Raw genomic sequence first — 15,442 nt, 5'->3', positions numbered from 1 at the left:
CCTACATTACTGCCCCATCTGAAGCGTACGCATCAGCATTTGTTTACTGGCATCGGCAACCTGCACGTTGGTCTGGTAGGCCCGCGATGCCGAAATCATGTTCGCCATTTCTTCCATGACATTCACGTTCGGTTTGAAGATATACCCTTCTTCATTCGACATCGGATGATCAGGGTTATATTCCGCCCGTAATGGCTTTTGGCTTTCCACAATACCGTCAATGTTGACCGGCACACTTTCCCCTTGCTGTTTAAAGCGGTTAAGCTCCGCAGAGAAAATCGGATGCCGAGCTCGATACGTTTCTTCCGCAGAACTGCTCACCGAGTTGGCATTGGCCAGGTTGCTTGATGTGGTGTTCAATCGTACTGACTCGGCACTCATCGCCGATCCCGACACGTTAAAAATATTAAACAAACTCATCGATTATTTCCCATTCAATGCCTTCTTCATGTTCTTGAACTTAGAGCCAAGAAAGTCCAGTGAGGCTTGGTATTCTAGTGCGTTCTGCATGAACAAATTCTTTTCTAATTGCGCATCAACCGTGTTGCCATCGCCAGTGTCTGGTTGCGTGGGGATACGGTATTTCTTTTCCCCCATCACCTGGCTAGAGGCAGCAATGTGCCGCTCATTGGTGCGGCTTAGGCCAATACTTGCCTCGGATGTTGCCGCTTTTAAGGCGCGTTGAAAGTCGATGTCTTGCGCCTTGTAACCTGGCGTGTTGGCATTCGCAATGTTGCTAGACAGGGTTTCTGCCCGCTTGCCTCTAACGCCAACTGTGTGCTGGTGCACACCAAGTGCATTGTCAAATGTGATCGCCATGGACAACCTCCGAGTTCTTACTGCATGTAATAAAGCAAACAGGGTGCCAAGTTTTCAACAAGGCCTTGTTTTTGTCTTCAGCTCAGGTGGGACGTGGGGTGAGAGACAGGAATGTCTATCGATAAAAAGTGAGAGAGCGGCAGAGAGATGTAAAAAGCGGCAAACCATGTGCCGCTTTGCCGCCTGCTATTTAAGCTTATAGATAATGCCGGGGTTACAGCGGATCATTTCAAACTTATCGGTTAACCCCGTGAGTGACTCCGACGCGCCCAAGATCAAGTAACCGCCAGGATTCAATGCCCCCGCCATCTGATTCAACACTTTGGCTTTCATATCAGGTGAAAAGTAGATCAGTACATTACGACAAAAAATGATGTCGAACTTGCCTAACAGACTATAGCTTTCCATCAAGTTTTGCGGGCGGAACGTCACCATGCGCTTGATATTTTCTTTCACCCGCATTTTGCCATCTCCCACGTCCTCGAAAAAGGTACGTCGACGTTCCGGCGACAGTCCGCGTCCCAGTGCCAAGTTGTCGTATATCCCCTGGCGACACGCCTCCAGCATGGATGTCGATATATCAGTCGCGGTGATACTCACGCTTCCAAGCATGCCAGGTTTGCGTTGCTGGGTTTCCGCCACTGTCATGGCAATGGAGTAGGGCTCCTGCCCTGAGGAGCTTGCTGAAGACCAGATTTTTATCGGCTTACGAGATTTGGCTAGCTCGGGTAACAAACGATGTGCCAGCACTTCATACGGATAAGTATCGCGAAACCATAAGGTTTCATTGGTGGTCATCGCATCTATCGCAGCGACTGCCAGCTCGCGATTACGTCCAGTGGTGACTGACTTTATCAACTCTGACAGCGACCCCACACCAAATTTATTCACCAGCGGGCTCAAGCGGCTACGTACCAGATACTGCTTGCTGTCTCCCAGTACGATCCCACACTTGGCTTCGAGATGTTTGCAAAAGTCTCGATATTCTTGGTCACTGATTGCTACATTTGTCATTAATTAACTCAATCGCTTTGGTTGGGTTACGACTTAACCGCCTCGAGTACGGTAGAGCCCAATTCGTCAGGGTCGAACTTCGCGATAAACGAGTTAGCCCCGACACGCTCAACCATGGCCTCATTAAATACCCCACTCAATGATGAGTGCAATACTACATGAAGATCTTTAAGACTCGAATCTTTTCTAATCTCAGTTGTGAGGGTATACCCATCCATTTCAGGCATTTCGATATCGGAGATCACCAAGGCAAGTTGACTATAGATGCTTCCCTCAGCGGCCATTTCTTTCAGTTTTTCGAGTGCTTCTTTGCCATCTTGTACCAAGATAACGTCATAACCGACGCTTTCAACCGCGCGCTTCACCTGTCGGCGTGCAACGCTGGAATCATCGGCCACTAGCACTTGACTCGGAGCACTTTCTTCCCGCTCTTCACGTTTCGAGAGTACTTCCTCACTCACATCTTCATTCACAGGCGCGATTTCATTGAGAATTTTTTCAACGTCGAGCACTTCCACCAACTCGTTATCAATTTCGGTGACCGCAGTGAGGTAGTGCGATCGTCCTGTCCCTTGCGGGGGAGGAAGAATTTTTTCCCAGTTCATATTGACGATACGCTCGACCGAGCCGACTAAAAAGCCCTGCATGGAACGGTTAAACTCGGCAATAATCACAAAGCGGTTCTCTGGATCGGGAATAGCTGGCCCGCCAGTTGCTAGGCTCATGTCGATGACAGAGACGGTTTGACCGCGGATGTGGGCCACTCCTTTCACCAAAGGATGCAAATTTGCCATTGCGGTGAGCCGTGGGCACTGCAACACTTCTTTGACTTTAAAAACATTAATGCCAAAGCGCTGTTTTCTCATCAGGCGGAAAGTCAACAGCTCTAACCGGTTTTGCCCTACCAGCTGTGTACGCTGGTTGACCGAATCAAGAACACCACCTGTCATAAGATAAACTCCATATTGCCCCGTTTTTTTTGTAGAGTAGCATGGTAATCATAGTGGGTAATCACATGACTCTCGAGAAAAGAAGGGATTTTTTTTCTTAACGTCCGCTACTGCTGGATTGAATTATGTCCAAGATATCACGTTTATTTATCGTCATTTGGCTTGCAAGCTTTAGCCTAAGTATAGCTGCTGCGACAGTAAGTCAAATTGAAGCGGTGCAAGAAGCCGCAGAGGCACATGTCGCCGGTATTATTTCTCTACCTAAAAATGGCGAACTCAACATCGCGGCGGGGAACCTTGATTCGCGCATGCGCCTAACCGATTGCCCCGTGCCACTCGACACCAAAGTGCCAGGCCGTCAACAGATTAATACCTCGGTCACCGTGATGGTGTCTTGTGATCGAGACAACTGGCAAGTGTATATTCCGGTTAAAATCGAGTTGATGACCCCCTCGGTTGTCGCAAAGCGACCACTCAACCGTGGCATGACTATTGCATCGAATGATCTAGCTGTTCAAATGGTAAATAGTCGGTTTCAACGCGGGCATACCTATACGCAACCCGCGCGTTTAATTGGCTCTAAAGTCAAACGAACCGTGGGAATAGGTGAACCGATCAGCAGTAACGATGTCTGCGCCGTGTGTCGAAATGATGACGTTTTGATCACTGCGCAAGGAAACGGACTGAACATTGTTGCAAAAGGCACGGCATTAAGTGATGGCGCTCTAGGTGAGCAAATAAAAGTGAAGAACAATAAATCTAACCGGATTGTCGATGCTACAATCTCAGCGGTCGGCGAAGTAACGGTTAATTTCTAACTTTTTACGTCACAATGCTAAAGTAACAGCAAGGTGTGCCGATATGCTGAGCAACGGACTCAAAAAGCGACTGACAGTAAGGCGATGTTATGGCGAGTATTGACCAACTACGTGGTAATCAGCAACCCCTGACCACAACTCGTAATACGAGTAACCAGACCAAAACACAAGAAACGCAAAGCGGCTCAGTCCGTGAACAGCAAGGGGTAAAACCCCAAGACGACGCTGTTTCACTCAGCCAACAAAGCCAAGTGATCGATAAAATGAATCAGAAAATGGCATCTGAGCCTTACTTTGATAGCGCCAAGGTTGATCAAATCAAGCAAGCGATATCAAACGGCTCTTACAAAGTAGATCCTGATAAGCTCGCCGCAAACATGATGCGTTTCGAGAACGATCTCAACGACAGCTAAGCTGATTGGAGTGGTTATGACCCCTACTGCGCCTTTAAAAACCTTGGTTGAACAGCAACTCGAGCGAGTCCAAGCGCTACAAAGCGTGCTCGAGCAAGAAGCCGGTGTCATTGCCAGCCGCTCCTCTGAAGATATCGAAGCAATAGCCAAGCAAAAACAGTCGCTTATCAACGAAATTCAACGTAATGATGCGCAAATTAGCCGTCACCCAGAGCGCGATTTACTTAACCATGATGAAACGTTAAGTGAACACGTGAATGCCATTCAAGCCACCCTCTCAGCCTGCAAACAGCAAAATGAAACCAATGGCATCGCGCTTCAGCGCGCGAGTCTGAGTATTCATCGCCTGCGCAACCTGTTCCAAGAAAGCGGTGGTAAGTCAGAATTGACCTATAATCAAGACGGCAATGCGTCGGGGAGAAAAACCCTAGGCACTAACGTTAAAGCATAACGTCTTTCCTACGAACAACGACCACGCTCCAAGCCACCACACCGGCCACCTATTTGTCTCGCTTTTCTTGCCTATCTTATCGGCGCACAATCGTCTGCCTGTTTTTTGTCGACTCTGGCTTGCTCCCTAAGATGGCCTAACGCACTATCGCGCCACGATGGTACCTGACTCAAGCACAAAAAAAGCGAGCATAGTGCTCGCTCTCCGTCTAAAGGCATACGTCGTTTTTACACCCTGCCTGCTTAAGTGCCAAGATGTTGGCGTCATCCTTCTCATTTGATCAAAGCAAGACGCCCTAGTGGCTAGAAAATAATATTATTGTTATTCGGTACAGGCTGCGATTCGCCATAGCGTTTCATTTTCTGCATGGTATCGAGATCGAGTTCGAGTTCAGTGACGTAACTGTCACCCACTTTATAACTGGCCACCACTTCTGCGCCGCGAATAATACCATCCACCGCGCCCTGGGTCGTGTCGCGGCCTAAACTTTGATCATCAACGCGTGCACGGCTGCTAACCCGCAAGCCATATACTTGTTCACTCAATTCTTTGTACGCATCCACTTTAGAGGCACGCATGGCCCGGGTTTCTTTTTCTTCTTGGGTTGCGCCTTGTTGTGCACTAATTGACGCCATTCCCACCGCCGAGATGATATTTTCTTCTTTCATCTTAGTTAATGGCTGACAGGCTGACAGCATCAGCAAGATTGCGATGACAAATCCGTGTTTCGTAAACATTTATCTACCTTACTCTTTCCTGTACTAAGGTTTTAGCACCACTGTCTCTCGCTTCACGCGGTTTTGATCGTCTCGAATAATCACGCCATCGCGTTTGCGAACCTTGTATAAACTATCAATATCACGCCCAATACGATCGGCCGGCAAGAAGCCCTGCGCCGAAGCAACCACCACGCGAGATTCCATACCGATTACCCGGGCATTAACCAATACCCCGCCGCCTTGACGCAACATAGTCCCCGTCAATACATAATCGATTTGTTGTTCAGGGTTAAGTTCTTTCCAGTCTCGGCTAATGGTAAAATCACCATCTTCCGTCACCCGAATCGCGCCCGTCGATTTAAAGTCAATCACCGTAAAGCCGCGGCGCTGCATTTGATAAATCAGTCCCTCGGTGACGGTATTACCTAACCAGTTGGTCTCATCCATTTTTTGCAAATCAACAAACGAGGTGACCGCCAAGGGCGTTCGCGCTGTCAAATACGCATTGGTGGCTAACAGCTCATCGGCCATACTGTTTAGAAAGTAATCAAGCGTGTGACGTGGCCGCTGCTTAAGGAAAAACTCACTGCCCGAATACGGCTCTTTGCCGTTATAAATTGGCGTGTAAGCACAGCCTGTTACCAATAGCGCTACTATCGCCACTATCCACTTTTTCATCGTATCATGCTCCGCGCTCAGTCATCGATGTGAGACAAGTGTGTCATTAAGGGTATCGGTTGATTTGATGAAACCTTTACCTTTGATTGCTGGCTCTATTTAGGTACACAACTTGCATCAGCGTCTTTGCGTCATCTTTTTGGTAGGGCTTAACCCTACGCTCTAATAGATTGAAAGCAATTTCCATACCCACTAAGTGAGATCTTGACTATGAAAACCCTTTTGGCGCGGTTAACGCTCATTGTCAGCCTGAGTGTCGCTCCTTGGACACACGCGGCGTGGTATGAAGTATCGGCCAGTTCCCCCATACTCGAAAGCCAGCAAGCCGCCCGTGTTCGGGCACTTGAAGCCGCGACCTTTGATGCTATGCGCTTTGCCGGTGCCGATGTAGGTAGCTTGCAGCAACTCAAGCGTTTTTACTCGCAAGCTAAACCTGGTTATCAGTTTAGCGGCAATGCGGTACGCGAGGTACAAGTCTTAGAAGAAGGCACTCAAGGCGGCAATTATGTTGTCAATCTGCGCTTAGATATCTATCCATCGGCAAACGCTTGCCACAAAACCCAGTATAAAAAAGGCATGGTGTTAACACGTTTTCCGATTGTTTCACCCCAACAAGCCGCGTTAGGGGGCATTTATCAATTTGGCGATGACTTTTCGGTACTCCTCAACCGTGAGATAAAACAACACGCACAGAGCTTTGTCGGGCGTGGTATCGCCAATGTTGATGTCTCTCCTAATGCGCCCCGCACGGTGGCCATGTTAGCTGAAGACAAAGACGCGCAGTTTGTGATCACCGGCGCAATCACTGATCTGTCTGCCACGACGGACGCCAGTGGCTTTGGTGAGGCACAAAATAACCGCCAATTGGCCGTCAATGTCCAGGCAATGGACAGTGAGAGTGGTGAAGTCATATTTCAACGCCGCTATCGCGATGTTGCCCAATGGCCGTTTGAACGCCATAGCCAAGTCGATACCCAGACCGCGCGCTTTTGGCAATCTCCTTATGGGCAAATGGCACGCCGAATGAGTCGAAATATATTGTTAGACTTGGAGTCATCACTGTCTTGTCGCGCCAGTAAGCCAGAAATCGTCGCCCTTAAAGACAATATTGCACAAATAAGTGTCGGGCGTATCAATGGGGTTAAACAAGGCGATCAACTGAACCTGTGGCACATTGCCTCGTTCACCGATGATTTAGGTATCGTACGTACTCAACGTCGAAAAAGCGGCATCACACTGACCGTTGCACGCGTTTATGAAAGCAGCGCGGAAGCCGTGGTTCAGCCCAATAATCTCAGCGGCAGCATACAAATCGGCGACATAGTGACCAAAGGGGTAAATTAAATGAAAACAGGCGCTTAAATCGCGCCTGTTTTTACGTATAATGTCGACACGCTCTCATAGCTCAACAGGATAGAGCAGTCGCCTCCTAAGCGATCGATCGGGGTTCGAGTCCCTGTGGGAGCGCCATCTTTTTCTTACGCCACCTGAGCTTCGTCGTTGTCTGTCGATAACTTCTTATACTCAGCATGCGCTTTCTCCGCCTGCTGAGAAAGGCGAACTTTACGAGCAATTGCATCTTTTAAAGCTTTTTCTGCTTTTCTCAACTTCGCAACTTGCTGCTCTGAAAGCTCATTCATCTCATTTTCAAGGATTTCCCCTTTAAAAAAGCCAAAGTACTCACGTTTCAGAGATGTCAGTGCTTCCGTCTCTTTTTGCACGTCTTCGACGGCCTGGCGTGCAGACTGACATAAGCTTTCAAACTCTCCGAAAGCTGCGCCTTCATGTGACCATGGATCAACCTGCGGGAAAGCCTCAATATGAATGACAGGATCTTCATACTCAGCCTGCTCTCGCAGATCAAGCGTTGCGGCTCGCACAAATGAGATCATCAACAACACCGATATCACCAGTAACGGCAACCCACCAACAATTGCAGCCGTCTGTAATGTCGATAAGCCCCCCATAAACATCAAAACAGCAGGCAAGAAGGACAGCGCAAACGCCCAAAACAAGCGATTCCAACGCATTGGCTCTTCTTCAACATTATTCTGTACAACAGCAGCAAGAATGTAAGATATTGAATCAAACGTCGTTGCTGTGAATATGACACATAATAAGGTAAAAACGGCGATGACCAGGGTCGACATCGGTAACTGATCTAGGGTCGCGAAGATCGCAGCGGGTGCGCCTTGTGCGTTGAGAATCGCGACGACATCAAGTTGGCCACCTAATTGTAGCGATAGGCCATAGTTGCCCAAGACGATAAAGAATAGCGCGCAGCCCATTGAACCAAAGAAAATGGCGCCCGTGACCATCTCTTTAATGGTACGTCCTCGGGAAATCCGCGCGACAAATAGGCCCATAACCGGAGCAAACACTAACCACCATGCCCAATAGAAAATGGTCCAATCTTGTGGGAACTGAGTGTTGGAGAACTCGCCATAGCCTCCAAATGGCTCAGCCCAAGTCGCCATAGAGAAAAAGTTCGACATCATGCGACCGATTGCGTCTAGCCCTGTTTCGAGCATAAACACACTGGGACCAACGATAAAAACGAACAGCAGTAACCCCATTGATCCCCAAAAATTGATATTGCTTAGGAATTTAATCCCTTTTTCCATCCCGACATAAGACGAATAGGCAAAAATCGTCGTACAAATAATGAGCACGCCAACTTGGGTCAATGTATTGTTCGGTAGCCCCGTCAAATATGTCAAACCGCCATTAATAAGTGGTGCGGCTAAACCTAATGTCGTTGCCGCCCCACCCAACATGCCAAAGATAAACATGACATCTAAACATTTACCAAGCGCCCCCTTAGCTCGCCGCTCGCCTATCGCTGGCATTAATGCATTCGAGATTTTTAGCGCAGGTTGTTTCCGAACATAAAAGAAATAAGAGATCGGCAGCGCAGGGATCATATAAATAGCCCAAGCAACGGGTCCCCAATGGAAAATACCGTAGGTGGATGCCCACTGAATCGCGGCTTCACTGCCAGGCGCGTGCTGAAAGGGCGGATTTTGATAGTAATAAGCCCACTCGATACAGCCCCAGTAGAGAATACTGGCACCAATACCACCACAGAATAGCATTGCCGCCCATGAAGCTAGGCCAAACTCTGGTTTCTCGTCTTTTTCGCCCAGTTTGATTTGCCCTAAATCACTAAAGATCACAAAAACCATAAAAAACAACGCAGCAAGCCCGAGAGCCAAATAGGCAACACCGAGCTTACTGGTCATCATGTCTTTTGCATAAGCGATCCACTCTGCACCTTTGACAGGAAAGGCAGCTAACAGTGTCACAACAAGCAGCAACAGCCCTATTGAACCAATAAATGTTGGTTTATCAATAAGTTTTGTATTCATAACTTATATCTCCAGCAAGTAATCGACGCGAGTCTATACTTTTTTCGAAGAATTAAATAACAAAACTTTCTTATGGTAACGAACAGATAATTTTTTCGATGCGAGTGTCGCTTTTTCAGAGCTAACCGTTGCTTAAGCGGCTCACTAAATAGGGAGGAAGTGAGTCATGAGCCACAAGCTCAGCATTGCCATCACGCCAGCTAAAATGTCGTCCAACATGATCCCTAAGCCACCATGGATGTGCTTATCCAACCAGCTGATCGGCCATGGCTTAACCATATCGAAGAGGCGGAATAACACAAAACCGGCTAAAACGGTTTGCCAGTCGGTGGTAGGCACCAACGCCATTGTCAGCCAAAAACCAACAAACTCATCCCAAACAATCGCTCCATGATCATGCACTTGCATGTCTTTCGATGCCCGACCACAGATAGCAATGCCCGCTAAGCTACCGACAATAATCGCCAACCACAGTGCAAGCGTTCCCCCAACGTTCACCAGCACCAGGTAGAATGGCACCGCAAACAAGGTACCGACCGTCCCGGGTACAATCGGTGATAAGCCACTGCCAAAGCCAAGTGCCAATAGATGATATGGATTGGTCAAGGATAAACGATGCTTAGGATCTGTCACGACGTGGCTCCTTAAAATGATCCCATCCAGACAGCACCCAATCGAGAGGCTGACTGTCTGCCACAAGTTCAAGGCGGTGGTTGCCGGTTATTTGCCCGATGCATTGCACATTGACTCCGCTGTGCTTAAGCGTCGTATCTAGCATCCCCCGATACATTTCCGGTACCGTAAAACAAAGCTCGTACTCCTCGCCACTGGTGAGGGCGAGTTTTTGTGCCTGCTCAGTATCGCCGATCTCCGCTAACAAAGACTCAGAAAGCGGCAGTTGCGTCACATCAACTTTTGCACCGACACCACTAGCGGTGAGGATGTGGGTTAAGTCTGCGTGTAAACCATCAGAAATATCAATCGCCGCTGACGCGATACCTCGCAATGCCTGTCCAGCGGTCACTCGTGGCTGAGCCCGATAATGACGATTGATCAATGTGGTTGCGCGAGCCTTATCAACCACTGGCTTGCCGAGAATATAATCAAGCCCGGCTTGGCTCTCACCCAATGTGCCGGTCACAAAAATCCAGTCGCCCGGTTTCGCCCCCGCACGAGTCAGCGCCTGCCCTTTAGGAACATGACCATGTAGGGTAATGGTGATGCTTTTGGGCCCACGTGTGGTATCACCGCCAATCAGCTGGACTTGAAAGTGCTCGGCAAGGGCCGCAAAGCCTTGGCAAAACCCTGCCACCCAAGCTTCATCGGGGTCAGGCAAGGTAAGCGCCAGTGAACACCACGCTGGTATTGCGCCCATTGCAGCTAAATCGCTTAAGTTAGAGGCTAACGCTTTATGCGCCACATCAGAGGCACTCGCAGTCGGAAGAAAATGGGTGCCCTCCACCAGCGTATCTGTGGTCACCACTAACTGGCAGCCTTCAGGGACCTCGACCAACGCACAGTCATCACCAATACCTAAAGCGACATCACGACGCTTGACCGGCTGACGAGCGAAGTAGTCGCGAATCAAATCAAATTCGTTGCGTGTCATAAACACTATTTTGTTGGATAGAACAATAAAAAGGCCAGCAGTGCTGGCCTAGTCAGGAAGGGATTAGCGCAGCCGAGGGTACGCTTTATCCAAGACGCCATTAACAAACTTATGGCTGTCTTCTGCGCCAAAGCGTTTGGCCAGTTCCACGGCCTCATTGATAACCACTTTGTAGGGGACATCGTCGCACTTGATCAGCTCATACATTGCAAGGCGTAGTAAGGCGTGCTCCATATCATCTAAATCCTGCAAAGGACGGGATAGGTACGGGCGCATCTTACTATCAAGCTCTTGATGGCTAAGCGCTACACCGCTAAACAGATTACGAAAATAAGCAACATCCGTTTCTGGTTCACGTAGAAGCGGCTCGGTTTTCTGATGCTCGTCTTCTTCTTCGTATTTATCTGCGGCAAGAAACGCGGCTTCAATATCAGCGACATTGCCTTGCGCTAGCTGCCATGAATAGATGGCTTGCAATGCAAACTGACGTGCATTACGTCGTGCGGCTGGTTTCACTTTAACCCCCATTTAGGATTCAATTTGGGACAGAACATTCACCATTTCAAGCGCGCTCAGTGCAGCCTCTGCCCCTTTGTTACCAGCCTTGGTACCTGCGCGTTCGATCGCTTGCTCAATGGTGTCTACCGTCAGCACACCAAATGCGACTGGGGTTTCAAACTCCAGTGCAACTTGTGCTAACCCTTTATTACATTCTCCGGCGACATAGTCAAAATGCGGTGTGCCACCACGGATCACCGATCCGAGTGCCACAATCGCGTCATAGCGACCGCTCTTGGCGAGCTTTTGGGTCACCACAGGCAACTCGTAGGCACCTGGGCAACGCACCACGGTGATATTATCGTCGTTGACTTGGCCTTGGCGCTTCAGTGCGTCAACCGCACCATCCAGCAAACTCTCGTTGATAAAGCTATTAAAGCGAGAGATAACAATAGCAACCTGCGCGTTGGGCGCGGCAAATGCCCCTTCGATTACGTTCATGAGCCTTCCTGTGACTTGCTTTCCGGAATGAGAAACCGCGCGATTCTACCACATTTTTATCCGATGGCACCATGTTCCGTGCCAGTCGATGATGGTGCTAATCGCGCGCCCCGTTTATCTATCTTATTCGGTGACGTATTCCACCACGTTCAGGCCAAAGCCTGACAAGGCATGATAACGCTTGGTCGACGACGACAGCAGGCGCATTTGCTTGACACCAAGATCCGCCAATATTTGCGACCCAATCCCCACTCGGCGAGAGGTCCCCTGCCATTTAGCGCCGGCGGGTTTTTCACCTTTATCTTGCGCTTCAAACGCTTTCACTTTGTTGATAATGGCATCGCTGGTTTCTTCTTTACCCAGAATCACCAACACCCCGCCTTCATCGCTAACCCTTTGCATCGCGCGGGTCAGACTCCAGCTGCGCTCAGCCGTCCGATCAGATTGGAGCACATCGGTAAAAGTGTCTTGCAGATGCACACGCACTAGGGTGGGATCGGCGGTCACCTCGCCTTTACACATCGCATAATGGATTTGGTTATCAATGGTGTCGCGGTAGGTGACTAAATCAAACTCACCAAATTCCGTCGGCAATTTACAAGACGCCACCCGTTCAATGGTCGTCTCGTTGAGATTACGGTATTCAATCAAATCGGCAATGGTGCCCAGCTTGATGCCGTGTTTGTCACAGAATACTTCCAAGTCTGGGCGACGCGCCATGGTGCCGTCTTCATTTAAGATCTCAACGATCACGGAAGCAGGACTATAGCCACCTAAACGGGCCAGATCGCACCCCGCTTCGGTGTGGCCAGCACGGGTGAGCACCCCTCCTTCTTGCGCCATCAAGGGGAAGACGTGGCCCGGCTGCACCAAGTCAGCCGCTTTAGCGTCGGGAGTAACCGCGGCTTGCACGGTGCGTGCGCGGTCGGCCGCCGATATCCCGGTGGTAACACCCTCTGCCGCTTCAATCGACACGGTAAACGCGGTGGAAAATTGCGCATTATTGTCCGACACCATCAAAGGCAACCCAAGTTGCTGGCAGCGCTGCTGGGTCAGCGTCAAACAAATCAACCCTCGGCCATGCGTGGCCATAAAGTTGATCGCTTCTGGGGTCACAGCTTCTGCCGCGATGATCAAATCACCTTCATTCTCGCGATCTTCGTCATCCATCAACACCACCATTTTGCCTTGGCGGATATCGTCAATGATTTCTTGAGCGCTACTAATTGCCATCTTGGGATCCTTATTTCAAAAAGCCGGAACGGGCCAATGTGTCTAGACTGACACCCGTTGATTGTGTCGGTTCAGCGGCCTTGTCACCGAGCATCAATCGCTCAAGGTAACGGGCAATGACATCGACTTCGATGTTTACCTTGCGCCCAGGCGCAAAGTGCTGAATAGTGGTTTGCTCAGCCGTGTGCGGCACGATGGTGAGTTTAAACGCACTGCCGTTCACCTCGTTCACCGTCAAACTGATACCATCCACCGTGATAGAGCCTTTCAATGCCACATACTTGGCGAGTTCAGGCGGTAATGCAATCCAGTACTCCCAGGCGCGGCCAGTTTGGCTAACGGACGTTACTTCTCCCAAGCCATCAACATGCCCCGAAACCATATGACCGCCAAAACGGGTGGTAGGTAGCATGGCTTTCTCAAGGTTAACGCTATCTCCTACCGACAAGGCGCCCAGCGATGAACGCGCCAAAGTCTCAGAGGAGACATCCGCGCTATAGCCCGTTGCGGTCAATGCGACGACAGTCAAGCACACCCCGTTGGTGGCAATGCTGTCACCCAGTTTGACGTCCGAGAGATCAAGCGCACCGCTGTCGATCGTCAGAGTAATGTCTTGTCCCCGACGACTCAGGGTTTGTACGCGCCCTATCGCTTCAATAATTCCAGTAAACATTGTTCTTAATACTCTTGCGTAATTACGGCATGCTCAGAGAGGCTCGCCCGTAAGCGGACATCGTCACCGACAGTCTTTACCTGGTTAAAGTGGAAACGTGGCGCGTCATCCATCGACTCTAATCCGCCTAATGCGACCAAAGGACGGCTATCGGCCCCTAATAATACCGGCGCTTGGTAGACAATCAGCTCATCCACCAAGGATTCACTCAGCAGCTGGCTTGCCAGCCTCGCGCCTGCTTCCACCCATACTTTGTCAATATCATGTTCCGCCAATGCACGAAGGATAGTGGTGAGCGATGCATCGGGCATCACCCATTCTTGCACGTTATCTGGCCACGCTTTATTACTCGGCGTATCAACAATACGGATCACGTTGCCCGCAAGTTGATAGACACTCGCTTCCGGCACGGTTTGATTGTGTTTATCCAAGATCACACGTGTCGGTTGGCGTCGCGTCGATTGAGGATAATGGTCGAGGACAGCACGAGGAAGTTGGTTGTCACGGACATTGAGGCTCGGGTTATCCGCAATCACCGTGGCACTGGTCGATAGAATCGCACTCGCTTGCGCGCGAAATGCTTGCACATCGGCGCGCGCGGGTTCCCCAGTGATCCATTTACTGTGCCCATTCGCCAAGGCGGTGCGCCCATCGAGGCTCCCTGCCAGTTTGAGCTGCACATAGGGCATTTTAGTTTGCATACGTTTGATAAAACCGGGGTTCAGCGCGTTGGCGCGCTCGGCCATCACGCCCACAACCACCTCAATGCCGGCTTCTTGTAACCGTGCGATTCCACGTCCAGCTACTTGCGGGTTTGGGTCTTGCATCGCGCACACGACGCGGCTAACGTTGGCAGCAATCAGCGCATCGCAACACGGCGGCGTGCGACCATAGTGAGAACAAGGCTCTAAGGTGACGTAAGCTGTCGCCCCTTGTGCGCGTGCTCCCGCAGCCTTTAATGCATGTACTTCAGCGTGCGGGCCGCCGGGGGCAATATGAAACCCTTCACCGACCACTTCGTCGCCCTGTGCAATCACACAACCGACATTAGGATTAGGCGTGGTGGTATAACAGCCTTGCGCCGCGAGCGCTAACGCGCGCATCATCATGGTTGTATCCCGATCGCTTTGACTCATTTTTGCAACCGTGCGATTTCTTCGCCAAATTCACGAATGTCTTCAAAACTGTGATACACAGAGGCAAAGCGAATATAAGCCACTTTATCGAGCTCCTTGAGCGCTTCCATGACCAAGTTCCCTACCATGGCAGAGCCAATTTCGCGCTCTCCGGTGGCACGCAAACGTGACTTTATACTGTTGATCGCTTTTTCAATATCATCCGCGCTCACTGGACGCTTTTCTAATGCGCGTTGAATGCCGCCACGCAGTTTCTCTTCGTCAAACGGCTCTCGGTTACCGTTGGTCTTAATCACCCGTGGCATCACTAATTCCGCCGTTTCGAACGTGGTATAACGCTCTGCGCACGCCAAACACTGGCGGCGACGGCGAACTTGGTGACCATCAGCCACAAGACGAGAATCGATCACTTTGGTGTCGGTAGCACCACAGAATGGACAGTGCATGAGTGTCGCCTCCTCAATATCGTCTTGCTAGTGTAACCGATTTGTAGCGATGAAAAAGCCTATCGAAGAGGACTTTATGGTGGTTTTGTGTGCTAAACAAAGCCAGTGAGGCACAT

At 50.0% G+C, this 15,442-nt stretch carries 19 protein-coding genes and 1 tRNA gene; 5 read left to right on the top strand and 15 right to left on the bottom strand.

The features are described 5' to 3' along the window. Positions 1–6 precede the first annotated feature (6 nt). The 4 genes from flgC to EHW56_RS12245 form a co-directional block, all read right to left on the bottom strand. Positions 7–420 carry a flagellar basal body rod protein FlgC gene (gene flgC, locus EHW56_RS12260; RefSeq protein ID WP_046074967.1) on the bottom strand — a complete coding sequence of 138 codons (414 nt, stop codon included), beginning with the start codon at positions 418–420 and terminating at the stop codon, positions 7–9. Positions 421–423: 3 nt separating this feature from the next. After that, a complete protein-coding gene (gene flgB, locus EHW56_RS12255; protein WP_046074968.1) occupies positions 424–819 on the bottom strand; it encodes a flagellar basal body rod protein FlgB in 396 nt (131 codons plus the stop codon). Between the two features lie 186 nt (positions 820–1,005). Beyond that, positions 1,006–1,833 carry a protein-glutamate O-methyltransferase gene (locus EHW56_RS12250; RefSeq protein ID WP_152796232.1) on the bottom strand — a complete coding sequence of 276 codons (828 nt, stop codon included), beginning with the start codon at positions 1,831–1,833 and terminating at the stop codon, positions 1,006–1,008. A gap of 26 nt (positions 1,834–1,859) precedes the next feature. Further along, positions 1,860–2,783 carry a chemotaxis protein CheV gene (locus tag EHW56_RS12245; protein WP_152796230.1) on the bottom strand — a complete coding sequence of 308 codons (924 nt, stop codon included), beginning with the start codon at positions 2,781–2,783 and terminating at the stop codon, positions 1,860–1,862. A 125-nt stretch (positions 2,784–2,908) separates the two neighbouring features. On the opposite strand from EHW56_RS12245, the gene flgA reads away from it, so the two are divergent. The 3 genes from flgA (at position 2,909) to EHW56_RS12230 (ending at position 4,465) form a co-directional block, all read left to right on the top strand. Then, positions 2,909–3,601 (top strand): flagellar basal body P-ring formation chaperone FlgA, encoded by a 693-nt coding sequence (flgA, locus tag EHW56_RS12240; RefSeq protein ID WP_152796228.1) that lies wholly within the window; start codon positions 2,909–2,911, stop codon positions 3,599–3,601. Between the two features lie 89 nt (positions 3,602–3,690). Beyond that, a complete protein-coding gene (flgM, locus tag EHW56_RS12235; protein WP_046074972.1) occupies positions 3,691–4,014 on the top strand; it encodes a flagellar biosynthesis anti-sigma factor FlgM in 324 nt (107 codons plus the stop codon). 16 nt (positions 4,015–4,030) lie between these two features. Continuing rightward, entirely contained in the window at positions 4,031–4,465 is a 435-nt protein-coding gene (locus EHW56_RS12230) for a flagella synthesis protein FlgN (RefSeq protein ID WP_152796226.1), read from the top strand. A 302-nt stretch (positions 4,466–4,767) separates the two neighbouring features. Here the strand turns inward: EHW56_RS12230 and EHW56_RS12225 are convergent, their stop codons facing one another. Together EHW56_RS12225 and EHW56_RS12220 are read right to left on the bottom strand one after the other, a co-directional pair. Next, on the bottom strand, positions 4,768–5,202 hold the full coding sequence (locus tag EHW56_RS12225) for an LPP20 family lipoprotein (protein WP_046074974.1): 435 nt from the start codon (positions 5,200–5,202) through the stop codon (positions 4,768–4,770). Positions 5,203–5,226: 24 nt separating this feature from the next. After that, on the bottom strand, positions 5,227–5,862 hold the full coding sequence (locus EHW56_RS12220; protein WP_046074975.1) for a FlgO family outer membrane protein: 636 nt from the start codon (positions 5,860–5,862) through the stop codon (positions 5,227–5,229). A 210-nt stretch (positions 5,863–6,072) separates the two neighbouring features. Here EHW56_RS12220 and EHW56_RS12215 point away from each other — a divergent pair, with 210 nt between their 5' ends. Further along, a complete protein-coding gene (locus EHW56_RS12215; RefSeq protein WP_152796224.1) occupies positions 6,073–7,206 on the top strand; it encodes a flagella assembly protein FlgT in 1,134 nt (377 codons plus the stop codon). Between the two features lie 50 nt (positions 7,207–7,256). Then, positions 7,257–7,332 (top strand) — tRNA-Arg (locus EHW56_RS12210). A gap of 8 nt (positions 7,333–7,340) precedes the next feature. Here the strand turns inward: EHW56_RS12210 and EHW56_RS12205 are convergent. The 9 genes from EHW56_RS12205 to nrdR all read right to left on the bottom strand — a co-directional run bounded on the left by EHW56_RS12205 (position 7,341) and on the right by nrdR (position 15,326). Further along, entirely contained in the window at positions 7,341–9,230 is a 1,890-nt protein-coding gene (locus EHW56_RS12205; RefSeq protein ID WP_152796221.1) for a BCCT family transporter, read from the bottom strand. 144 nt (positions 9,231–9,374) lie between these two features. After that, a complete protein-coding gene (gene pgpA / locus EHW56_RS12200; RefSeq protein ID WP_172970036.1) occupies positions 9,375–9,863 on the bottom strand; it encodes a phosphatidylglycerophosphatase A in 489 nt (162 codons plus the stop codon). Beyond that, entirely contained in the window at positions 9,850–10,839 is a 990-nt protein-coding gene (gene thiL, locus EHW56_RS12195) for a thiamine-phosphate kinase (RefSeq protein WP_152799793.1), read from the bottom strand. The genes pgpA and thiL overlap by 14 nt, the downstream gene beginning before the upstream one ends. Positions 10,840–10,902: 63 nt before the next feature. Further along, positions 10,903–11,367 carry a transcription antitermination factor NusB gene (gene nusB, locus EHW56_RS12190; RefSeq protein WP_069363225.1) on the bottom strand — a complete coding sequence of 155 codons (465 nt, stop codon included), beginning with the start codon at positions 11,365–11,367 and terminating at the stop codon, positions 10,903–10,905. Then, on the bottom strand, positions 11,368–11,838 hold the full coding sequence (ribE, locus tag EHW56_RS12185) for a 6,7-dimethyl-8-ribityllumazine synthase (protein ID WP_046074980.1): 471 nt from the start codon (positions 11,836–11,838) through the stop codon (positions 11,368–11,370). It abuts the gene before it with no gap. Positions 11,839–11,961: 123 nt separating this feature from the next. Further along, positions 11,962–13,071, bottom strand: coding sequence for a bifunctional 3,4-dihydroxy-2-butanone-4-phosphate synthase/GTP cyclohydrolase II (gene ribBA, locus EHW56_RS12180; protein WP_046074981.1), 1,110 nt, complete (start codon positions 13,069–13,071; stop codon positions 11,962–11,964). Between the two features lie 10 nt (positions 13,072–13,081). Further along, positions 13,082–13,744 carry a riboflavin synthase gene (locus tag EHW56_RS12175; protein WP_152796217.1) on the bottom strand — a complete coding sequence of 221 codons (663 nt, stop codon included), beginning with the start codon at positions 13,742–13,744 and terminating at the stop codon, positions 13,082–13,084. Between the two features lie 5 nt (positions 13,745–13,749). Further along, entirely contained in the window at positions 13,750–14,880 is a 1,131-nt protein-coding gene (ribD, locus tag EHW56_RS12170; protein ID WP_152796216.1) for a bifunctional diaminohydroxyphosphoribosylaminopyrimidine deaminase/5-amino-6-(5-phosphoribosylamino)uracil reductase RibD, read from the bottom strand. After that, the gene (nrdR, locus tag EHW56_RS12165) at positions 14,877–15,326 is read right to left on the bottom strand and encodes a transcriptional regulator NrdR (RefSeq protein ID WP_046074984.1); all 450 of its coding nucleotides are present in this window, start codon (positions 15,324–15,326) and stop codon (positions 14,877–14,879) included. Before nrdR ends, ribD begins: the two co-directional genes overlap by 4 nt. Between the last annotated feature and the right edge of the window lie 116 nt (positions 15,327–15,442).

The sequence above is a fragment of the Salinivibrio sp. VGrn1 genome (assembly GCF_009377995.1).
Classification (GTDB): Bacteria; Pseudomonadota; Gammaproteobacteria; order Enterobacterales; family Vibrionaceae; genus Salinivibrio; species Salinivibrio siamensis.
Note: the sequence above shows the minus strand (reverse complement) of the source record. Positions and strands in the feature narration are given on the sequence as shown.

What these genes read in the sequence shown, in the direction of transcription:
- ribD (WP_152796216.1), bottom strand. Translation starts at nt 14,880, where the DNA reads ATGAGTCAAAGCGATCGGGATACAACCATGATGATGCGCGCGTTAGCG.
- nrdR (WP_046074984.1), bottom strand. Translation starts at nt 15,326, where the DNA reads ATGCACTGTCCATTCTGTGGTGCTACCGACACCAAAGTGATCGATTCT.
- EHW56_RS12175 (WP_152796217.1), bottom strand. Translation starts at nt 13,744, where the DNA reads ATGTTTACTGGAATTATTGAAGCGATAGGGCGCGTACAAACCCTGAGT.
- nusB (WP_069363225.1), bottom strand. Translation starts at nt 11,367, where the DNA reads ATGGGGGTTAAAGTGAAACCAGCCGCACGACGTAATGCACGTCAGTTT.
- EHW56_RS12230 (WP_152796226.1), top strand. Translation starts at nt 4,031, where the DNA reads ATGACCCCTACTGCGCCTTTAAAAACCTTGGTTGAACAGCAACTCGAG.
- ribE (WP_046074980.1), bottom strand. Translation starts at nt 11,838, where the DNA reads ATGAACGTAATCGAAGGGGCATTTGCCGCGCCCAACGCGCAGGTTGCT.
- EHW56_RS12250 (WP_152796232.1), bottom strand. Translation starts at nt 1,833, where the DNA reads ATGACAAATGTAGCAATCAGTGACCAAGAATATCGAGACTTTTGCAAA.
- EHW56_RS12220 (WP_046074975.1), bottom strand. Translation starts at nt 5,862, where the DNA reads ATGAAAAAGTGGATAGTGGCGATAGTAGCGCTATTGGTAACAGGCTGT.
- ribBA (WP_046074981.1), bottom strand. Translation starts at nt 13,071, where the DNA reads ATGGCAATTAGTAGCGCTCAAGAAATCATTGACGATATCCGCCAAGGC.
- EHW56_RS12225 (WP_046074974.1), bottom strand. Translation starts at nt 5,202, where the DNA reads ATGTTTACGAAACACGGATTTGTCATCGCAATCTTGCTGATGCTGTCA.
- EHW56_RS12245 (WP_152796230.1), bottom strand. Translation starts at nt 2,783, where the DNA reads ATGACAGGTGGTGTTCTTGATTCGGTCAACCAGCGTACACAGCTGGTA.
- flgB (WP_046074968.1), bottom strand. Translation starts at nt 819, where the DNA reads ATGGCGATCACATTTGACAATGCACTTGGTGTGCACCAGCACACAGTT.
- thiL (WP_152799793.1), bottom strand. Translation starts at nt 10,839, where the DNA reads ATGACACGCAACGAATTTGATTTGATTCGCGACTACTTCGCTCGTCAG.
- flgA (WP_152796228.1), top strand. Translation starts at nt 2,909, where the DNA reads ATGTCCAAGATATCACGTTTATTTATCGTCATTTGGCTTGCAAGCTTT.
- EHW56_RS12215 (WP_152796224.1), top strand. Translation starts at nt 6,073, where the DNA reads ATGAAAACCCTTTTGGCGCGGTTAACGCTCATTGTCAGCCTGAGTGTC.
- flgC (WP_046074967.1), bottom strand. Translation starts at nt 420, where the DNA reads ATGAGTTTGTTTAATATTTTTAACGTGTCGGGATCGGCGATGAGTGCC.
- EHW56_RS12205 (WP_152796221.1), bottom strand. Translation starts at nt 9,230, where the DNA reads ATGAATACAAAACTTATTGATAAACCAACATTTATTGGTTCAATAGGG.
- flgM (WP_046074972.1), top strand. Translation starts at nt 3,691, where the DNA reads ATGGCGAGTATTGACCAACTACGTGGTAATCAGCAACCCCTGACCACA.